Here is a 15763-nt window from a genome sequence, read left to right on the forward strand (position 1 = left end):
TCACCTCCCTCAACGTCTTGCTGCCAAGGACCTTTAGACAATGACCGATCTGAACAAGCGTTCGCTGCTCAAGCTCGCCGCCATCTCCGCCGCGACTGCGGCTGCCCTGGTGGGCTGCGGCAAGAAGGAAGAGGCGCCTGCTGCGGCAGCACCCGCGGCGCCCGCGCCCACCGCCGCCGCGCCGGCCCCGGCTTCGACGGCACCGCTGGAGATCGCCTTCGCCTATGTCGGCCCGGTGGGCGACGGCGGCTGGACCTTCGCCCACGACAACGGCCGCAAGGCGCTGGAGAAGGAATTCGGCGACAAGATCAAGACCACCTTCGTCGAGAGCGTGCCCGAGTCGGCCGACGCCGAGCGCGTGTTCCGCGACTTCGTGGGCCAGGGCAAGAAGCTGATCTTCGGCACCACCTTCGGCTACATGGAGCCCATGCTCAAGGTCGCCGGCGACGCCAAGGACGTGAAGTTCGAGCATGCCACCGGCTACAAGACGGCCGAGAACATGCGCACCTACGACAGCCGCACCTACGAAGGCGCGTACATGGCCGGCATCATCGCCGGTGCCATGACCAAGTCGAACAAGCTGGGCGTGGTGGGCTCCGTGCCGATCCCCGAGGTGCTGCGCAATATCAACAGCTTCACGCTGGGCGCCCAGTCGGTGAACCCCAAGATCACCACCAACGTCGTGTGGGTCAATGAGTGGTTCAGCCCGCCGAAGGAAACCGAGGCCGCCACGGCCCTGATCAACGGCGGCGCCGACGTGCTGTTCCAGAACACCGACTCGCCGGCCGTGCTCAAGACGGCGCAGGAGAAGGGCAAGCGCGCCTTCGGCTGGGACAGCGACATGACCGCCTACGGTCCCAAGGCCCACCTGGCCTCGGCCGTGATCAACTGGGGCCCGTACTACATCAAGGCCACCAAGGACGTGCTGGACGGCACCTGGACCACCGGCCAAACCTGGTGGGGCGTCAAGGAAGGTGCGATCGATCTGGTCTCCGTGGCCGACGACGTGCCGGCCGACATCAAGGCCAAGGTCGACGAGGTCAAGAAGGGCCTGAAGGACGGCACTTTCCAGATCTGGAAGGGCCCGATCGTCGGCCAGGACGGCAAGGAACTCATCGCTGCCGGCGCTGCGGCCGACGACAAGTTCCTGTCGGGCGTGAACTTCTACGTCAAGGGCGTGGAAGGCAAGGTGCCCGGCGGCGAAAAGAAGTAAGCAGCGCTGCCGAAAACATCACGGGCCACCTTCGGGTGGCCTTTTTCATGTCTCTTCTCCTGACCCCGGCACGCGATGATGCTGATGGGCATGTTCATGCCCGCTTCGGCATTCGCACATCAGGGAGAGCACGATGGCAACTCAAGCAACAAACACCAGCGTAGTCACAACAAGCAGAAAGGAATTGAGCGGAATTCGATGGGTTCCAAGATTTCCAACCAGCACATCTTGCGACGACTTGGCTCCTCCTTTCAGAGGCAACGTGAACAGATTCATCAGTGCCATCCGTGCAGCAGGCGGGACCGTGCGCATTTCTGCTACCTACCGCCCGAAAGAGCGTGCATATCTCATGCACTACGCTGCAGCAATAGCAAGAGGCATCGTTGCCCCGGATCGGGTACCTTCCATGGCCGGAGTGGACATCGAATGGGATCATGGGGCGAACGAAGCATCACTCGCAGCAGCCCGAGAAATGGCGGCAGCCTACGATATCGTCTATCCGCCGGCTCTGCTCACACGCCACACGGAACGCGCAGCGATCGACATGACGATTTCGGGTCTGCGCAACAAGACTGTTAAGGATGCGTCGGGCGCTGACATTTCGATCAAGACGGACAGTGATCTCTATGAAGTGGGCGAGAGCTATGGCGTGATGAAGCATCGCCTTGACCGCCCCCACTGGTCCGACAATGGCCATTGAGGCTCTAATGCAGCGACTTGTACTTCTCGCCATCTTTTGGCTTACGGCCACCGTTGCGTACGCGGAACTAGCTTTTGTGCAGGTGTTGCCTGACGGCAAGCGCGAGCTATTCACGACCCGCGTACTGGCTCCGGGTGAAGAGATTCAAAGCCAATTTCCTGACCCCAGCGGACAGCCCCGATGCTGCATGAAGTTGCGGGTACTTAAAGCGCTGCCGGATTCGTCCCGCGTCACCGATCAGTTGAACGAGGAGCACGTTTATTCGTACCAATTACCAGCCTCAGATCGGATCAATGGCGTGCCCTTCATCGGCGCCGCATGGACGGGCTCGTTCAAGGGAAAAGTTCGCAAGCCGATGCCGACGGTCTGCACCAGCAACGAAGGTGCGCATCTTCTGCTGCTGGAACAAGGTCGTCCGAAGGCGCACCTTTACATGTATTTCGGTTACGACGTAGAGCCCACGTGCGACGACCGGCTGCTCACGCGCTTCGAATGAATCGCGCCGCGGTGGGCGGTGCGGCTTATGCTCGGGCGTCGTGATTGCCGACCCCACCCCACCATGAGCCTGCCCTTCGACCCCACCGCCATCCCCGCCGAGCGCCTGCCCGAGTTGCTGCGCACCATGCCCAAGGCGGAACTGCACATGCACATCGAGGGCTCGCTGGAGCCCGAACTGATCTTCGCGCTGGCGCAGCGCAACGGCGTGGGCATTCCCTATGCCAGCGTCGAGGAACTGCGCAAGGCCTATGCCTTCACCAACCTGCAGAGCTTTCTGGACATCTACTACGCGGGCGCCAGCGTGCTTCTCACCGAGCAGGACTTCTACGACATGGCCTGGGCCTACCTGCAGCGCGCGGCGGCCGACAACGTCCGTCGCACGGAGATGTTCTTCGACCCGCAAACCTACACCGAGCGCGGTGTGTCGATGGGCACGGTGATCGGCGGCCTGCACCGGGCGTGCGTGGAGGCCAAGGCTGCGCTGGGCGTGGATGCTGCGCTGATCCTGTGCTTCCTTCGCCACCTGAGCGAAGAATCGGCGTTCGAGACGCTGGAGCAGGCGCTGCCCTTCCGAGACCAGTTTATCGGCGTGGGCCTGGATTCGAGCGAGGTCGGCCATCCGCCCGAGAAATTCGCCCGCGTCTTCGCGCGCTGCCGTGAACTGGGCTTTCACCTGGTCGCCCATGCGGGCGAGGAAGGCCCGCCGGCCTATGTGTGGAGCGCGCTCGACGTGCTCAAGGTCGAGCGGATCGACCACGGCGTCCAGAGCACCAAGGACCCGGCGCTGATGAAGCGCCTGGCCGCCGACCGCATTCCGCTGACGGTGTGCCCGTTGTCCAACCTCAAGCTGTGCGTGTTCCCGCAGCTGTCGCAGCACAACCTGGGACAACTGCTGGACGCCGGCTTGGTCGCGACGGTGAACTCGGACGATCCGGCCTACTTCGGCGGCTACATGAACGAGAACTTCCTGCAGACCTTCGCCGCCACCGGCCTGAGCGCAAAGCACGCCTGGCAGCTGGCGCGCAACGGCTTCGACGGCAGCTTCGCGGACGCGGCGGCCAAGCGCGCGTGGCTGGACAAGGTGGACGCGCATTTCGCGTCGTACGCCTGAGCGGCCGAGCGCCTGGGCATAAGGGGCGCGATACGTGGTGCGGCCATAGCGCAGCCACCAGCGCCCCAAGGCCAGTCCCGCTAACTGCGCTTCGGGCTGACCGTCTTGCGGTATCCCACGCGTCCCTTGTCGTCCACGCTCTCCAGGTGAACGTCGAATCCCCATAGCCGCGCGACATGCTTGAGCACCTCGGGTGTCTCCTCATGCAGCGGCCGGTTGTTGCGCTGGGTATGGCGCAGCGTCAGCGAGCGGTCGCCGCGGAGGTCCACATTCCAGACCTGGATGTCGGGCTCACGGCTGCCCAGGTCGTACTGCCGTGCCAGCGATTCGCGCAGCGCACGGTAGCCGGCCTCGTCGTGGATCGCGGCCACTTCCAGTTCCGGGTCGGCCTCGTGGTCGCGGATGGCGAAGAAGCGGAAGTCGCGCATCACCTTGGGGCTCAGGAACTGGCCGACGAAGCTCTCGTCCTTGAAGTTGCGCATGGCGTAGTCCAGCGTGGTCAGCCAGTTGGAGCCGGCGATGTCCGGGAACCACTGCCGGTCTTCCTCGGTGGGCTTCTCGCAGATGCGCTTCAGGTCGCTGTACATCGCGAAGCCCAGCGCGTAGGGGTTGATGCCGCTGTAGGCGCGGTGACCCACCGGCGGCTGGTAGACCACGGCGGTGTGCGAGCTCAGCCACTCGATCATGAAGCCGTCGGCCAGCAGGCCACGGTCGTACATGGTGTTGAGCAGGGTGTAGTGCCAGAAGGTGGCCCAGCCCTCGTTCATGACCTGCGTCTGGCGCTGCGGATAGAAGTACTGCGCCACCTTGCGCACGATGCGCACCACCTCGCGCTGCCAGGGCTCCAGCAGGGCAGCGTTCTTCTCGATGAAGTACAGCAGGTTCTCCTGTGGCTCCTCGGGAAAGCGGCGCGCCGCCTGTGGGTCCTGCGCCGCGGCACCGGAACGTGGCACCGTGCGCCACAGGTCATTGAGTTGGCGCTGGATGTAGGCCTCGCGTTCGGCGCGCCGTTCCTTCTCCTGCGCCAGCGACCGCTTCTGCGGCCGGCGGTAGCGGTCCACGCCGTAGTTCATCAGCGCGTGGCAGGAATCGAGCAGGTCTTCCACCGCCTCCACGCCATGGCGCTCCTCGCATTCGGCGATGTAGTTCTTGGCGTAGACCAGGTAGTCGATGATGGACGAGGCATCCGTCCACATGCGGAAGAGGTAGTTGCCCTTGAAGAAGCTGTTGTGGCCGTAGGCCGCGTGGGCGATCACCAGCGACTGCATGGCCATCGTGTTCTCCTCCATCAGGTAGGAGATGCACGGGTCGGAGTTGATGACGATCTCGTAGGCCAGGCCCATGTGGCCGCGGCGGTAGTTCTTCTCGGTGGCGATGAACTGCTTGCCGTAGGACCAGTGGCGGTAGAGCACCGGCATGCCCACGCTGGAGTAGGCGTCCATCATCTGCTCGGCCGAGATGATCTCCAGCTGGTTCGGGTAGGTGTCCAGGCCGAAGGCGCGTGCCGTTCTGGCGATCTCGTCGTGGTAGGTCTCGATGAGCTCGAAGGTCCAGTCGGAGGGGCTGGGCAGGCGCTCCGGCGCGCGCTCGAAGACGGGGGGCAGGCGGGACGGTGTCATCGTGTCCTTGGCTCCTGGCGGGTTCATTCCCACTTAGGCGGCGGCTGCCGCGCCTTCCTTCTTGAACAGCTCCCGGAACACCGGGTAGATGTCCTGCGCGCTCGACACCTTGCGCATGGCGAAGTGGCCGAAGCGGTCTTCGAGATGTGTGTATTCCTGCCACAGGTTCTGCTCGGCCTCGGCCACCTGCACATAGGCGTAGTAGCGCACCAGCGGCAGGATCGAGTCGGCCAGCAGCTCGCGGCAGCGGCCGCTGTCCTGATGCCAGTTGTCGCCGTCGCTGGCTTGCGCGCCGTAGATGTTCCACTCGCTGCTCGGGTAGCGGGCGCGGATGATGTCGCGCATCAGCACCAGTGCGCTGGAGACCACCGTGCCGCCGGTCTCGGTGGCATGGAAGAAGTCGTCCTCGCTCACCTCCTGCGCCTGCGTGTGATGGCGGATGAAGACCAGCTCGATCTTCTCGTAGTGCTTGGTGAGGAAGAGGTACAGCAGCATGAAGAAGCGCTTGGACATGTCCTTGCGCGACTCGTCCATGGAGCCGGAGATGTCCATGAGGCAGAACATCACGGCCTTGGCACTCGGCACCGGCGTACGCACACGGCTGCGGTAGCGCAGGTCGATGGGGTCGATGTAGGGCACGTGGCGGGCACGGCGGCGGATGCCATCCAGCTCCTCCTGCAGCGCCTTCATCAACTCCGCGTCGGGCTCGGGCTCGCGCGCCAGGTCGGCGATGCGGGCTTCGAGCGCCCGGATGTCCTTGCGGTCCTGCCCACCCAGCGCGATGCGCCGCGCCAGCGCGCCGCGCATGGAACGCACCACATGCAGGTTGTTGGGCGTGCCGTCGCTGGTGAAGCCGGCCCGGTGACTCTTCCACTCCGGCACCTCGGCCAGCTGGGTGCGGATCAGGTGGGGCAGGGCGAGGTCCTCGAAGAAGACCTGCATGAACTCCTCGCGCGTCAGGCGAAAGACGAAGTCGTCCTCGCCTTCGCCGCTGTCGCTGGCCTGCCCGCTGCCCGAGCCGCCACCGCCCTGGCCCTTGGGCCGCTCGATGCGGTCGCCGCGCACGTACTCCTGGTTGCCCGGGTGCACGTATTCGCGGTTGCCACCCTGCGCATGGCCGAAGGTGGGCTCGGACACGTCGCGCCGCGGCAGCGTGATGTCCTCGCCCGCCTCCAGGTTGCGGATGCCCCGGCCGCTGACCGCCTTGCGCACCGCATCGCGGATCTGCGTGCGGTAGCGGCGCAAAAAGCGCTCGCGGTTGCCGACCGACTTGTTCTTGCCCGACAGGCGCCGGTCAATGATCTGCTGGAACATCGCCAAGGTGCAGCACCTCCATGGTGGCGGAGAGGATCGATCAGGACGACTTGCGCACGCGCAGGTACCACTCGCACAGCAGGCGCACCTGCTTGGGCGTGTAGCCCTTCTCCACCATGCGCGTGACGAAGTCCTCGTGCTTCTTCTGCTCGTCGGCGCTGCTCTTGGCGTTGAAGCTGATCACGGGCAGCAACTCCTCGGTGTTCGAGAACATCTTCTTCTCGATCACCGTGCGCAGCTTTTCGTAGCTGGTCCACGTCGGGTTGCGGCCACTGTTGCTCGCGCGGGCCCGCAGCACGAAGTTGACGATCTCGTTGCGGAAGTCCTTCGGATTGGAGATGCCCGCCGGCTTCTCGATCTTCTCCAGCTCGGCATTGAGGGCCGCGCGGTCGAAGACCTCGCCGGTGTCGACATCGCGGTACTCCTGGTCCTGGATCCAGTAGTCGGCATAGGTCACGTAGCGGTCGAAGATGTTCTGGCCGTACTCGGAGTAGCTCTCCAGGTAGGCTGTCTGGATCTCCTTGCCGATGAACTCCGCGTAGCGCGGGGCCAGCATCTCCTTGATGTAGCCGATGTACTTCTGCTCGGTCTCGGGCGGGAACTGCTCGCGCTCGATCTGCTGCTCCAGCACATACATCAGGTGCACCGGGTTGGCGGCGACCTCGGTGCTGTCGAAGTTGAACACCTTGGAGATGATCTTGAAGGCGAAGCGGGTGGAGACGCCGCTCATGCCCTCGTCCACGCCCGCATAGTCGCGGTACTCCTGCAGCGACTTGGCCTTGGGATCGGTGTCCTTCAGGTTCTCGCCGTCGTAGATCTGCATCTTGCTGAAGACGTTGGAGTTCTCCGGCTCCTTCAGCCGCGTGAGCACCGAGAACTGGGCCATCATCTTCAGCGTGCCCGGGGCGCAGGGCGCCGCGGCCAGCGAGGAGTTGCGCACCAGCTTGTCGTAGATGCGGATCTCTTCGGACACGCGCAGGCAGTACGGCACCTTGACGATGTAGATGCGGTCGAGGAAGGCCTCGTTGTTCTTGTTGTTGCGGAAGGCCTTCCACTCGCTCTCGTTGCTGTGGGCCAGCACCACGCCGTCGAAGGGAATCGCCCCAAAGCCTTCGGTGCCCTTGAAGTTGCCTTCCTGCGTGGCCGTCAGCAGCGGATGCAGCACCTTGATCGGCGCCTTGAACATTTCCACGAACTCCAGCAGGCCCTGGTTGGCCAGGCACAGGCCGCCGGAGTAGCTGTAGGCGTCGGGGTCGTCCTGCGCAAAGGTCTCGAGCTTGCGGATGTCGACCTTGCCCACCAGCGAGCTGATGTCCTGGTTGTTCTCGTCGCCCGGCTCGGTCTTGGCGACCGCGATCTGCTTGAGCACAGACGGGTAGCGCTTGACCACCTTGAACTGGCGGATGTCGCCGCCGTATTCCTCCAGCCGCTTGACGGCCCACGGCGACAGGATGCGCTGCAGGTAGCGGCGAGGGATGCCGTATTCCTTCTCGAGGATCTCGCCGTCCTCGGCGGCATCGAAGAGGCCCAGCGGCGACTCGTTCACCGGCGAGCCCTGGATGGCATAGAAGGGCACCTGCTCCATCAGCTGCTTGAGGCGCTCGGCGATGGAACTCTTGCCGCCGCCCACCGGGCCCAGCAGGTAGAGGATCTGCTTTTTTTCTTCGAGGCCCTGGGCCGCGTGGCGGAAGTACGAGACCACCTGTTCGATGGCGTCTTCCATGCCGTAGAACTCGCGGAAGGCCGGGTAGATCTTGATGACCTTGTTCGCGAAGATGCGCGACAGGCGGGGGTCGTTGCGGGTGTCGACCACCTCGGGATCACCAATGGCCTTCAGCATCCGCTCGGCGGCGGTCGCGTAGGCCGTGGCGTCGCGCTTGCAGACGTTGAGATAGTCCTGCAGCGACATGACCTCTTCGCGCGTGCGCTCGTACCGGGCGGTGAAGTTGCTGATGACGTCCATGGGTGCACACCTCCAATGGGTCGGCAGGATTCAACATCGAGCCACAGCGGATGACCAGGCCGCCAGGCTCCGGAAACTCCTCAAGACGCGGTTCCAGCATACGGCAGAACTTCGCGCGGCGTGCGCTTCGATGAAGGGGCCGAAACCCGCCCAATTCTTGGGGCCGCACGCCGGGCCGAAGTTCCACCCCGGCTGGCACACCGGCTATTACGCAAAAGACGTGCCGCTGGATGGAACCATGCAGGCAAACCCGCAGGAATCAAGGGAAAGACCTACGTCCGTCGGTGCCGGCCCACAGGCGCGTAGGCCGAGGACCTCAGCGAAACCAGCGAAGGGAGCGTGGCCCGCCGACAACACTTCCTGGCGGCTGCGGGCACGGCGCCCGCCGGGCCGGGACACGAAAAAGGCGCTGGGCGACCGGAGTCGCGCAGCGCCTGAGCGGGGGCAGAGGAGGGCACGAAGCCCTCCCCGCGGAGTCAGCTGAAGAATTCCTTGGCCTTGTCCAGCCAGCCCTTCTCCTGCGGGCTGTGCTTGTCGCCGCCCTTCTTGAGCGACTCGTCCAGGTCCTTGAGCAGCTTGCGCTGGTACTCGGTGAGCTTGACCGGCGTCTCGACGCGGATGTGGCAGTACAGGTCGCCCGGATAGCTGGAGCGAACGCCCTTGATGCCCTTGCCTCGCAGGCGGAACTGCTTGCCGCTCTGCGTGCCTTCGGGAATGTCGATGGCGGCCGGGCCCTTGAGCGTGGGAACCTCGATCTCGCCGCCCAGCGCAGCGGTGGTCATGCTGACCGACACCATGCAATGCAGGTCGTCGCCGTCCCGCTCGAAGACCTCGTGCTTCTTCAGCCGGATCTCGATGTAGAGGTCGCCCGGCGGCCCGCCGTTGGTGCCCGGCTCGCCATTGCCGGTGCTGCGGATGCGCATGCCGTCGTCGATGCCGGCGGGGATCTTCACCTCCAGCGTCTTGTTGTTCTTGACCTTGCCCTGACCGTGGCAGGTGGGGCAGGGCTCTGGAATGATCTTGCCCGTGCCGCGGCACTGCGGGCAGGTCTGCTGCACGCTGAAGAAGCCCTGGCGCATCTGCACGGCGCCGGAGCCGTGGCAGGTGGTGCAGGTGATCGGCTTGGTGCCCGGCTTGGCGCCATTGCCGTGGCAGGTGCTGCATTCGTCCCAGCTGGGAATGCGGATCTGCGCGTCCTTGCCGTCGGCGGCTTCTTCCAGCGTGATCTCCATCGCGTAGCTGAGGTCGCTGCCGCGGAACACCTGGCGGCCTCCGCCACGGCGTGCACCGCCACCGCCGAAGACGTCGCCGAAGATGTCGCCGAAGGCTTCGGCGAAGCCGCCGAAGCCCTCCGGGCCGCCACCCATGCCGCCGCGCATGTTGGGGTCGACGCCGGCGTGGCCATACTGGTCGTAGGCCGCGCGCTTGTCGGCGTCCGACAGCATCTCGTAGGCCTCCTTGGCCTCCTTGAACTTCGCCTCGGCCTCGGTGGCGGCATCGCCCTGATTGCGGTCAGGGTGGTACTTCATCGCCAGCTTGCGATAGGCCTTCTTGATCTCGTCCTCGCCCGCGTTCTTGGGAACGCCGAGGACCTCGTAGTAGTCGCGTTTGCTTGCCATGGGACTCGCGCGGAAGCGGTTCGGTGGAAAACGAAAAGAGGCTGGACCACCCTTGGACAGGTGACCAGCCCCGCGTCAGCTCAAGGCAATCAGCCCTTCTTGACTTCCTTGACCTCGGCGTCGACCACGTTGTCGTCGGCCGGCTTGGCGCTCGCATTTTCTGCGCCAGCGCTGCTGGCGCCGGCAGCGCCCGCTGCGGCTTCGGCCGCCTGCGCGTCGGCGTACATCTTCTCGCCCAGCTTCTGGCTGGCGGTCATCAGCGCCGTGGTCTTGGCCTCGATGGCGTCCTTGTCGTCGGCCTTCAGGACTTCCTCGAGCTCCTTGATGGCGGCCTCGATCTTGTCCTTCTCGCCGGCGTCCAGCTTGTCGCCATGCTCGCCCAGCGACTTCTTGACGCTGTGGACCATGGCCTCGCCCTGGTTGCGCGACTGCACCAGCTCGACCTTCTTCTTGTCCTCGGCGGCGTTCAGCTCGGCGTCCTTCACCATCTTCTGGATCTCGTCCTCGGAGAGGCCCGAGTTCGCCTTGATGGTGATCTTGTTTTCCTTGCCCGTGCCCTTGTCCTTGGCGCCCACGTGCAGGATGCCGTTGGCGTCGATGTCGAAGCTCACCTCGATCTGCGGCGTGCCGCGCGGTGCCGGCGGAATGCCTTCCAGGTTGAACTCGCCCAGCAGCTTGTTGCCGGAGGCGATCTCGCGCTCGCCCTGGAACACCTTGATCGTCACGGCCGGCTGGTTGTCGTCGGCCGTCGAGAAGGTCTGCGCGAACTTCGTCGGGATCGTGGTGTTCTTCGTGATCATCTTGGTCATCACGCCGCCCATCGTCTCGATGCCGAGCGACAGCGGGGTCACGTCCAGCAGCAGCACGTCCTTGCGGTCGCCGGAGAGCACCTGGCCCTGGATGGCGGCGCCGACGGCCACGGCCTCGTCAGGGTTCACGTCCTTGCGCGGCTCCTTGCCGAAGAACTCCTTGACCTTCTCCTGCACCTTGGGCATGCGGGTCTGGCCGCCCACCAGGATCACGTCGCTGATGTCGTTCACGCTGATGCCGGCGTCCTTGATGGCCGTGCGGCAGGGGGCGATGGTGCGTTCCACCAGGTCCTCGACCAGGCTTTCCAGCTTGGCGCGGGTCAGCTTGATGTTCAGGTGCTTCGGGCCGGTGGCGTCGGCCGTGATGTAGGGCAGGTTGACGTCGGTCTGCGACGAGTTCGACAGCTCGATCTTGGCCTTCTCGGCCGCTTCCTTCAGGCGCTGCAGGGCCAGCACGTCCTTCGACAGATCGACACCCTGTTCCTTTTTGAACTCGGTGATGATGTAGTCGATGATGCGCTGGTCGAAGTCCTCGCCGCCCAGGAAGGTGTCGCCGTTGGTGGACAGCACTTCGAACTGCTTCTCGCCGTCGACGTCGGCGATCTCGATGATCGACACGTCGAAGGTGCCGCCGCCCAGGTCATACACGGCGATCTTGCGGTCGCCCTTGTCCTGCTTGTCCAGGCCGAAGGCCAGCGCAGCCGCGGTGGGCTCGTTGATGATGCGCTTGACTTCCAGGCCGGCGATGCGGCCGGCGTCCTTGGTGGCCTGGCGCTGGCTGTCGTTGAAGTAGGCCGGCACCGTGATCACGGCCTCGGTCACGGGCTCGCCCAGGTAGTCCTCGGCGGTCTTCTTCATCTTGCGCAGCACCTCGGCGCTGATCTGCGGAGGCGCCATCTTCTTGCCGCGCACTTCCACCCAGGCGTCGCCGTTGTCGGCCTTGGAGATGGCATAGGGCATCAGGTCGATGTCCTTCTGCACTTCCTTCTCCTCGAACTTGCGGCCGATCAGGCGCTTGACCGCATAGAGGGTGTTGCGCGGGTTGGTGACCGCCTGGCGCTTGGCCGAGGCGCCGACCAGCACTTCGCCGTCTTCCTGATACGCAATGATGGACGGCGTGGTGCGCGCGCCTTCCGAGTTCTCGATCACGCGGGTGTTGTTGCCCTCCATGATCGCCACGCACGAGTTGGTCGTGCCCAGGTCGATGCCGATGATCTTGGCCATGTGTCGTTACTCCTGAATCTGAAGAATCTGTTGTGCTGAACTTGTGGATAACCCGGCCGGATTCAAGGGATGCGCCGGGGATTTCCTGTGGAGCAATGTCGAATTACTTGGGCGCCGCGACGGTCACCAGCGCCGGCCGCAGCACGCGCTCGGCGATGGTGTAGCCCTTCTGCAGCACGCTCACGACGGTGTTGGCTTCCTGCTCGGCGGGCACCATCGAGATGGCCTGGTGCTGGTGCGGGTCGAATTTGGTGCCGGCGGCAGGCGCCACCTCGATCACCTTGTTGCGCTCCAGTGCGCTCTTGAGCTGGCGCAGCGTGGCTTCGGCGCCTTCGCGGATCTGCTCGGGCGTGGCTTCCTTGATGGCCAGGCCGGCTTCCAGGCTGTCCAGCACGGGCAGCATGCTTTCGGCGAAGGATTCCACCGCGAACTTGCGGGCCTTGGAGATTTCCTCGTCGGCACGGCGGCGGGCGTTCTGCACGTCGGCCTGGGCGCGCAGGTACTGGTCGGCCAGTTCGGCCGACTTGGCCTTCAGCTCGGCCAGCTCGGCTTCCAGGTTCTGCACGGCCGTGCCCTCGCTGTGCACGGCGTCGTTCTGGGCGTCGGCGGCGGCCTGCTGGCCTTCGGGGGCGGGCGTGTGGGGTGTGTTCTCCGTCATGGTCGATGGGACTTTGGGGTTCGAAACTGCCCAGCAGCTAGGGGCCCCAAGGCCCTTTTCAAGGTGGGGATGCTGCGCAAAGGCTAAGAAATTTCCAATGAGGGCCGCCAGGGCCATCGAGGAAGGCGATTGAGCCGAAGCAAAAAGGCGGCCGTCGTGGGCCGCCTGGGTGCGCAGGAGCGCGGGGCTCAGCGGGCGTCGAGCAGTTCGACGTCGAACTTCAGCGTGGCGTTGGGCGGAATCACGCCGCCGGCGCCGCGGGCGCCGTAGCCCAGGCCCGGGGGGATGATCAGGGTGCGCTTGCCACCGACCTTCATGCCGGCCACGCCTTCGTCCCAGCCCTTGATCACATGGCCGGCACCCAGCGGGAAGGCGAAGGGGTCGTTGCGGTCCAGGCTGGAATCGAACTTGGCGCCCTGCTGGCCGTCGTTGTAGAGCCAGCCGGTGTAGTGCACATGGACGTACTGGCCGGCGCTGGCCTCGGCGCCTTCGCCGACGACGGTGTCTTCGTATTGCAGGCCGGATGCGGTGGTGGGCATGGGGATTCCTTTGGATGGACGGGCCGCGACGGCAGCAGGGGCCGGGCGGCGGGGCAAACGCGAGTTTAGGCGGAGGGCGATGCCTCGGCCGGCGTCGCGGGTGTCTTCTTGACCAGTCCGACCTGCCAGCGGCCGGCAAAGGCCTGCAGGTCGGACAGGCGCTTGAGCAAGTCCTGCCCGCTGGTCGTGAGGCAGTAGCCGTCGCCGCCATGGCACAGCAGGCCGGCTTCGCGCAGTTCCTTGATGCGGGTGTTGAGGGTGTTGGGCGTGATGCCGCCCACGCTGTCCTGCAGCAGGCGGAAGGTCTGCGGATGGCCGTCCCTCAGCGCCCAGAGCACGCGCAGCGCATACCGCGCTTCGAGCAGCGCCAGCAGTTGCCGCACCGCGGCCTGGTCCTTGGAGCTCATCGGCAAACCCTCCTCGTCATGGGCGCGGGGCGGCCCGGGATGTCGTCTCGGGGCTGGTGCCGGCACCACGGCCGGTCGTGTCGCAGTCTATCGGTGCGCACCCGCACCGGCCATCGGCTCGCCCAGACGCACCGCGCGCCCTGGCGCCCAGTCCTTGTTGAACGACAGGGCTGGCGGCGGAAAGAGCATCACCACCGTCGAACCCAGCAGGAAGCGTCCCATCTCCTGGCCCTTGACGAAACGCAGGGCCGGATCGTCATAGCGCCATTCGCGGATCTCGCCGCCGCGCGGCGGATTGACCACGCCGTGCCAGACCGTGGCCATGCTGCCCACGATGGTGGCGCCCACCAGCACCAGCACGAAGGGGCCGCGTTCGCCCTCGAACACGCAGACCACGCGCTCGTTGCGGGCGAAGAGCCCCGGCACGCCGCGCGCCGTGGTCGGGTTGACCGAGAACAGCGCCCCCGGCACGTAGATCATGCGGGTGAGGCGCCCGTCGCAGGGCATGTGGATGCGGTGGTAGTCGCGCGGGCTCAGATAGAGCGTGGCGAAGCTGCCGTCGCGGAACTGCGCCGCCAGGGCCGCGTCGCCGCCGACCAGAGCGGTGGTGGTGTAGCGGTGGCCCTTGGCCTGGAAGATCTGGTCGCCCGCGATGGGGCCGAACTGGCTGATGGCGCCGTCCACCGGACAGACCAGCGGCGCCTCGGCGATGGGCCGGGCGCCCGGCTTGAGGGCGCGCGTGAAGAAGTCGTTGAAGCTGGCGTAGCGGGCGATGTCGCTCTCGATCGCCTCGCCCATGTCGACGCCGTACTTGGCGACGAAGTTGCGGATGATCCAGGTCGTCAGTGCGCCGCGCTCCTTGCCGGCCACCCAGCCTGCGAAGGAGGTCAATGCCTGCTTGGGATAGAGGTACTGGGGGAGAACGGCGAAACGGTCGGACAAGGGGACACCGGCGATCGTGGGCGTTCGATTCTATCGACGGGGTTCCGGCGGGCCGCCCCGGGATTTGTACGGTGCGGCGCAGGCCAGCGCAGCGAGCGGCCTGCGTGCGGGCCTACTCGGCCTTGATGTTGGCCGCCTTGATCACCTGGGCCCATTTCTGGACCTCGGCCTTCTGGAAGTCGGCGATCTGGGCCGTCGTCATGTCGGCCGGCTCCATGCCCAGGCCCTTGAGGCGCTCCTGCATCTCGGGCTCGGCCAGGATGGTGCGGATCTCCTTGTGCAGGCGGTCCACGACGGGGGCCGGTGTGCCGGCCGGCACGAAGATGGCCTGCCACGAGACGACCTCGAAATCCTTCAGGCCCTGGATGCCCGACTCGGCCACGGTGGGCACGTCGGGCATGGAGCCCAGGCGCTTGGCCGAAGTGACCGCGATGGCGCGCAGCTTGCCGCTCTGGATGTGCGGGCCGGCCACCACGGTGGTGTCGAACATCATGTCCACCTGCCCGCCGATCACGTCCTGGATGGCGGGGCCGCTGCCCTTGTAGGGCACATGGGTGAACTTCACCCCCGACTTGTAGGCGAGCAGTTCCAGCGCCAAGTGCTGCGAGGTGCCGGTGCCGGCCGAGGCCGAGGACAGCCCGCCGCTCTTGGCCTTGCTCGCAGCCAGCACGTCCTGCAGGTTCTTGTAGGGACTGTTGGCCGGTACCACCAGCACCACCGGGTTGGTGCCGATCAGCGTGACCGGCGCAAAGGACTTGACCGGGTCGTAACCGATGCGCGGGTACAGGCTGACGTTGATCGCATGCGAGCTGATGGTGCCGCCCAGCAGCATGTAGCCGTCGGCGGGCGCGCGCGAGGCGATCTCCGAGCCGATGCTGCCGCCGGCGCCCCCGCGGTTGTCGATGACCACGCTGGTGCCCAGCACCGGGCCGAGCTTCTGTGCGATGAGTCGCCCCACCGTGTCGGTGGTGCCGCCGGCCGGGAAGGGCACCAGGTAGGTGATGGCCTTGCCCGTGGGCCAGTTGCCCTGGGCCAGGGCCGGCAGGCCGACTGTCGCCAGGGCGGCGGCTGCGGCGGTGGTGCGGATGAAGTGGCGTCGTTGCATGCAGTCGTCTCCGTCTCTTGCTGGATGAATCGAAAAGGAATG

At 65.5% G+C, this 15763-nt stretch carries 15 protein-coding genes; 4 read left to right on the forward strand and 11 right to left on the reverse strand.

Annotation, left to right across the window (positions count from 1 at the left end; all coding sequences use genetic code 11):
* Positions 1 to 40: 40 nt before the first annotated feature.
* Positions 41 to 1213: a BMP family ABC transporter substrate-binding protein gene (locus tag L0984_RS16195; RefSeq protein WP_234194640.1), complete on the forward strand. Its 1173-nt coding sequence runs from the start codon at positions 41 to 43 to the stop codon at positions 1211 to 1213.
* A gap of 141 nt (positions 1214 to 1354) precedes the next feature.
* Here the strand turns inward: L0984_RS16195 and L0984_RS29810 are convergent, their stop codons facing one another.
* Positions 1355 to 1489: a hypothetical protein gene (locus L0984_RS29810; protein ID WP_255697481.1), complete on the reverse strand. Its 135-nt coding sequence runs from the start codon at positions 1487 to 1489 to the stop codon at positions 1355 to 1357.
* Here L0984_RS29810 and L0984_RS16200 point away from each other — a divergent pair.
* The 3 genes from L0984_RS16200 to L0984_RS16210 all read left to right on the forward strand — a co-directional run bounded on the left by L0984_RS16200 (position 1476) and on the right by L0984_RS16210 (position 3522).
* Positions 1476 to 1913 carry a hypothetical protein gene (locus L0984_RS16200; protein WP_234194641.1) on the forward strand — a complete coding sequence of 146 codons (438 nt, stop codon included), beginning with the start codon at positions 1476 to 1478 and terminating at the stop codon, positions 1911 to 1913. The genes L0984_RS29810 and L0984_RS16200 overlap by 14 nt on opposite strands.
* Positions 1879 to 2409 carry a hypothetical protein gene (locus L0984_RS16205; RefSeq protein WP_234194643.1) on the forward strand — a complete coding sequence of 177 codons (531 nt, stop codon included), beginning with the start codon at positions 1879 to 1881 and terminating at the stop codon, positions 2407 to 2409. Before L0984_RS16200 ends, L0984_RS16205 begins: the two co-directional genes overlap by 35 nt.
* 63 nt (positions 2410 to 2472) lie before the next feature.
* The gene (locus L0984_RS16210) at positions 2473 to 3522 is read left to right on the forward strand and encodes an adenosine deaminase (protein WP_234194652.1); all 1050 of its coding nucleotides are present in this window, start codon (positions 2473 to 2475) and stop codon (positions 3520 to 3522) included.
* Between the two features lie 80 nt (positions 3523 to 3602).
* On the opposite strand, the gene L0984_RS16215 is transcribed toward L0984_RS16210, so the two are convergent.
* The 10 genes from L0984_RS16215 to L0984_RS16260 form a co-directional block, all read right to left on the reverse strand.
* A complete protein-coding gene (locus tag L0984_RS16215; RefSeq protein ID WP_234194653.1) occupies positions 3603 to 5141 on the reverse strand; it encodes a SpoVR family protein in 1539 nt (512 codons plus the stop codon).
* A 33-nt stretch (positions 5142 to 5174) separates the two neighbouring features.
* Positions 5175 to 6461, reverse strand: coding sequence for a YeaH/YhbH family protein (locus tag L0984_RS16220; RefSeq protein WP_370646025.1), 1287 nt, complete (start codon positions 6459 to 6461; stop codon positions 5175 to 5177).
* A gap of 34 nt (positions 6462 to 6495) precedes the next feature.
* Positions 6496 to 8418 (reverse strand): PrkA family serine protein kinase, encoded by a 1923-nt coding sequence (locus tag L0984_RS16225; protein ID WP_234194656.1) that lies wholly within the window; start codon positions 8416 to 8418, stop codon positions 6496 to 6498.
* A 476-nt stretch (positions 8419 to 8894) separates the two neighbouring features.
* Positions 8895 to 10037: a molecular chaperone DnaJ gene (dnaJ, locus tag L0984_RS16230; RefSeq protein WP_234194657.1), complete on the reverse strand. Its 1143-nt coding sequence runs from the start codon at positions 10035 to 10037 to the stop codon at positions 8895 to 8897.
* 89 nt (positions 10038 to 10126) lie between these two features.
* Complete coding sequence (gene dnaK, locus L0984_RS16235) at positions 10127 to 12070, reverse strand: molecular chaperone DnaK (RefSeq protein WP_234194660.1); 1944 nt, start codon at positions 12068 to 12070, stop codon at positions 10127 to 10129.
* A gap of 103 nt (positions 12071 to 12173) precedes the next feature.
* Positions 12174 to 12728, reverse strand: coding sequence for a nucleotide exchange factor GrpE (gene grpE / locus L0984_RS16240; RefSeq protein ID WP_234194661.1), 555 nt, complete (start codon positions 12726 to 12728; stop codon positions 12174 to 12176).
* A gap of 188 nt (positions 12729 to 12916) precedes the next feature.
* The gene (locus L0984_RS16245; RefSeq protein WP_017759146.1) at positions 12917 to 13267 is read right to left on the reverse strand and encodes an FKBP-type peptidyl-prolyl cis-trans isomerase; all 351 of its coding nucleotides are present in this window, start codon (positions 13265 to 13267) and stop codon (positions 12917 to 12919) included.
* Positions 13268 to 13332: 65 nt separating this feature from the next.
* Positions 13333 to 13674, reverse strand: coding sequence for a winged helix-turn-helix transcriptional regulator (locus L0984_RS16250; protein WP_017759147.1), 342 nt, complete (start codon positions 13672 to 13674; stop codon positions 13333 to 13335).
* Positions 13675 to 13761: 87 nt separating this feature from the next.
* Positions 13762 to 14616: an archaetidylserine decarboxylase gene (asd, locus tag L0984_RS16255; protein ID WP_234194662.1), complete on the reverse strand. Its 855-nt coding sequence runs from the start codon at positions 14614 to 14616 to the stop codon at positions 13762 to 13764.
* A gap of 112 nt (positions 14617 to 14728) precedes the next feature.
* Positions 14729 to 15721, reverse strand: a complete 993-nt coding sequence (locus L0984_RS16260; protein ID WP_234194664.1) for a Bug family tripartite tricarboxylate transporter substrate binding protein — start codon at positions 15719 to 15721, stop codon at positions 14729 to 14731.
* Positions 15722 to 15763: the final 42 nt, after the last annotated feature.

It is taken from the genome of Pseudacidovorax sp. NFM-22 (assembly GCF_021401245.1).
Classification (GTDB): domain Bacteria; phylum Pseudomonadota; class Gammaproteobacteria; order Burkholderiales; family Burkholderiaceae_C; genus Xenophilus.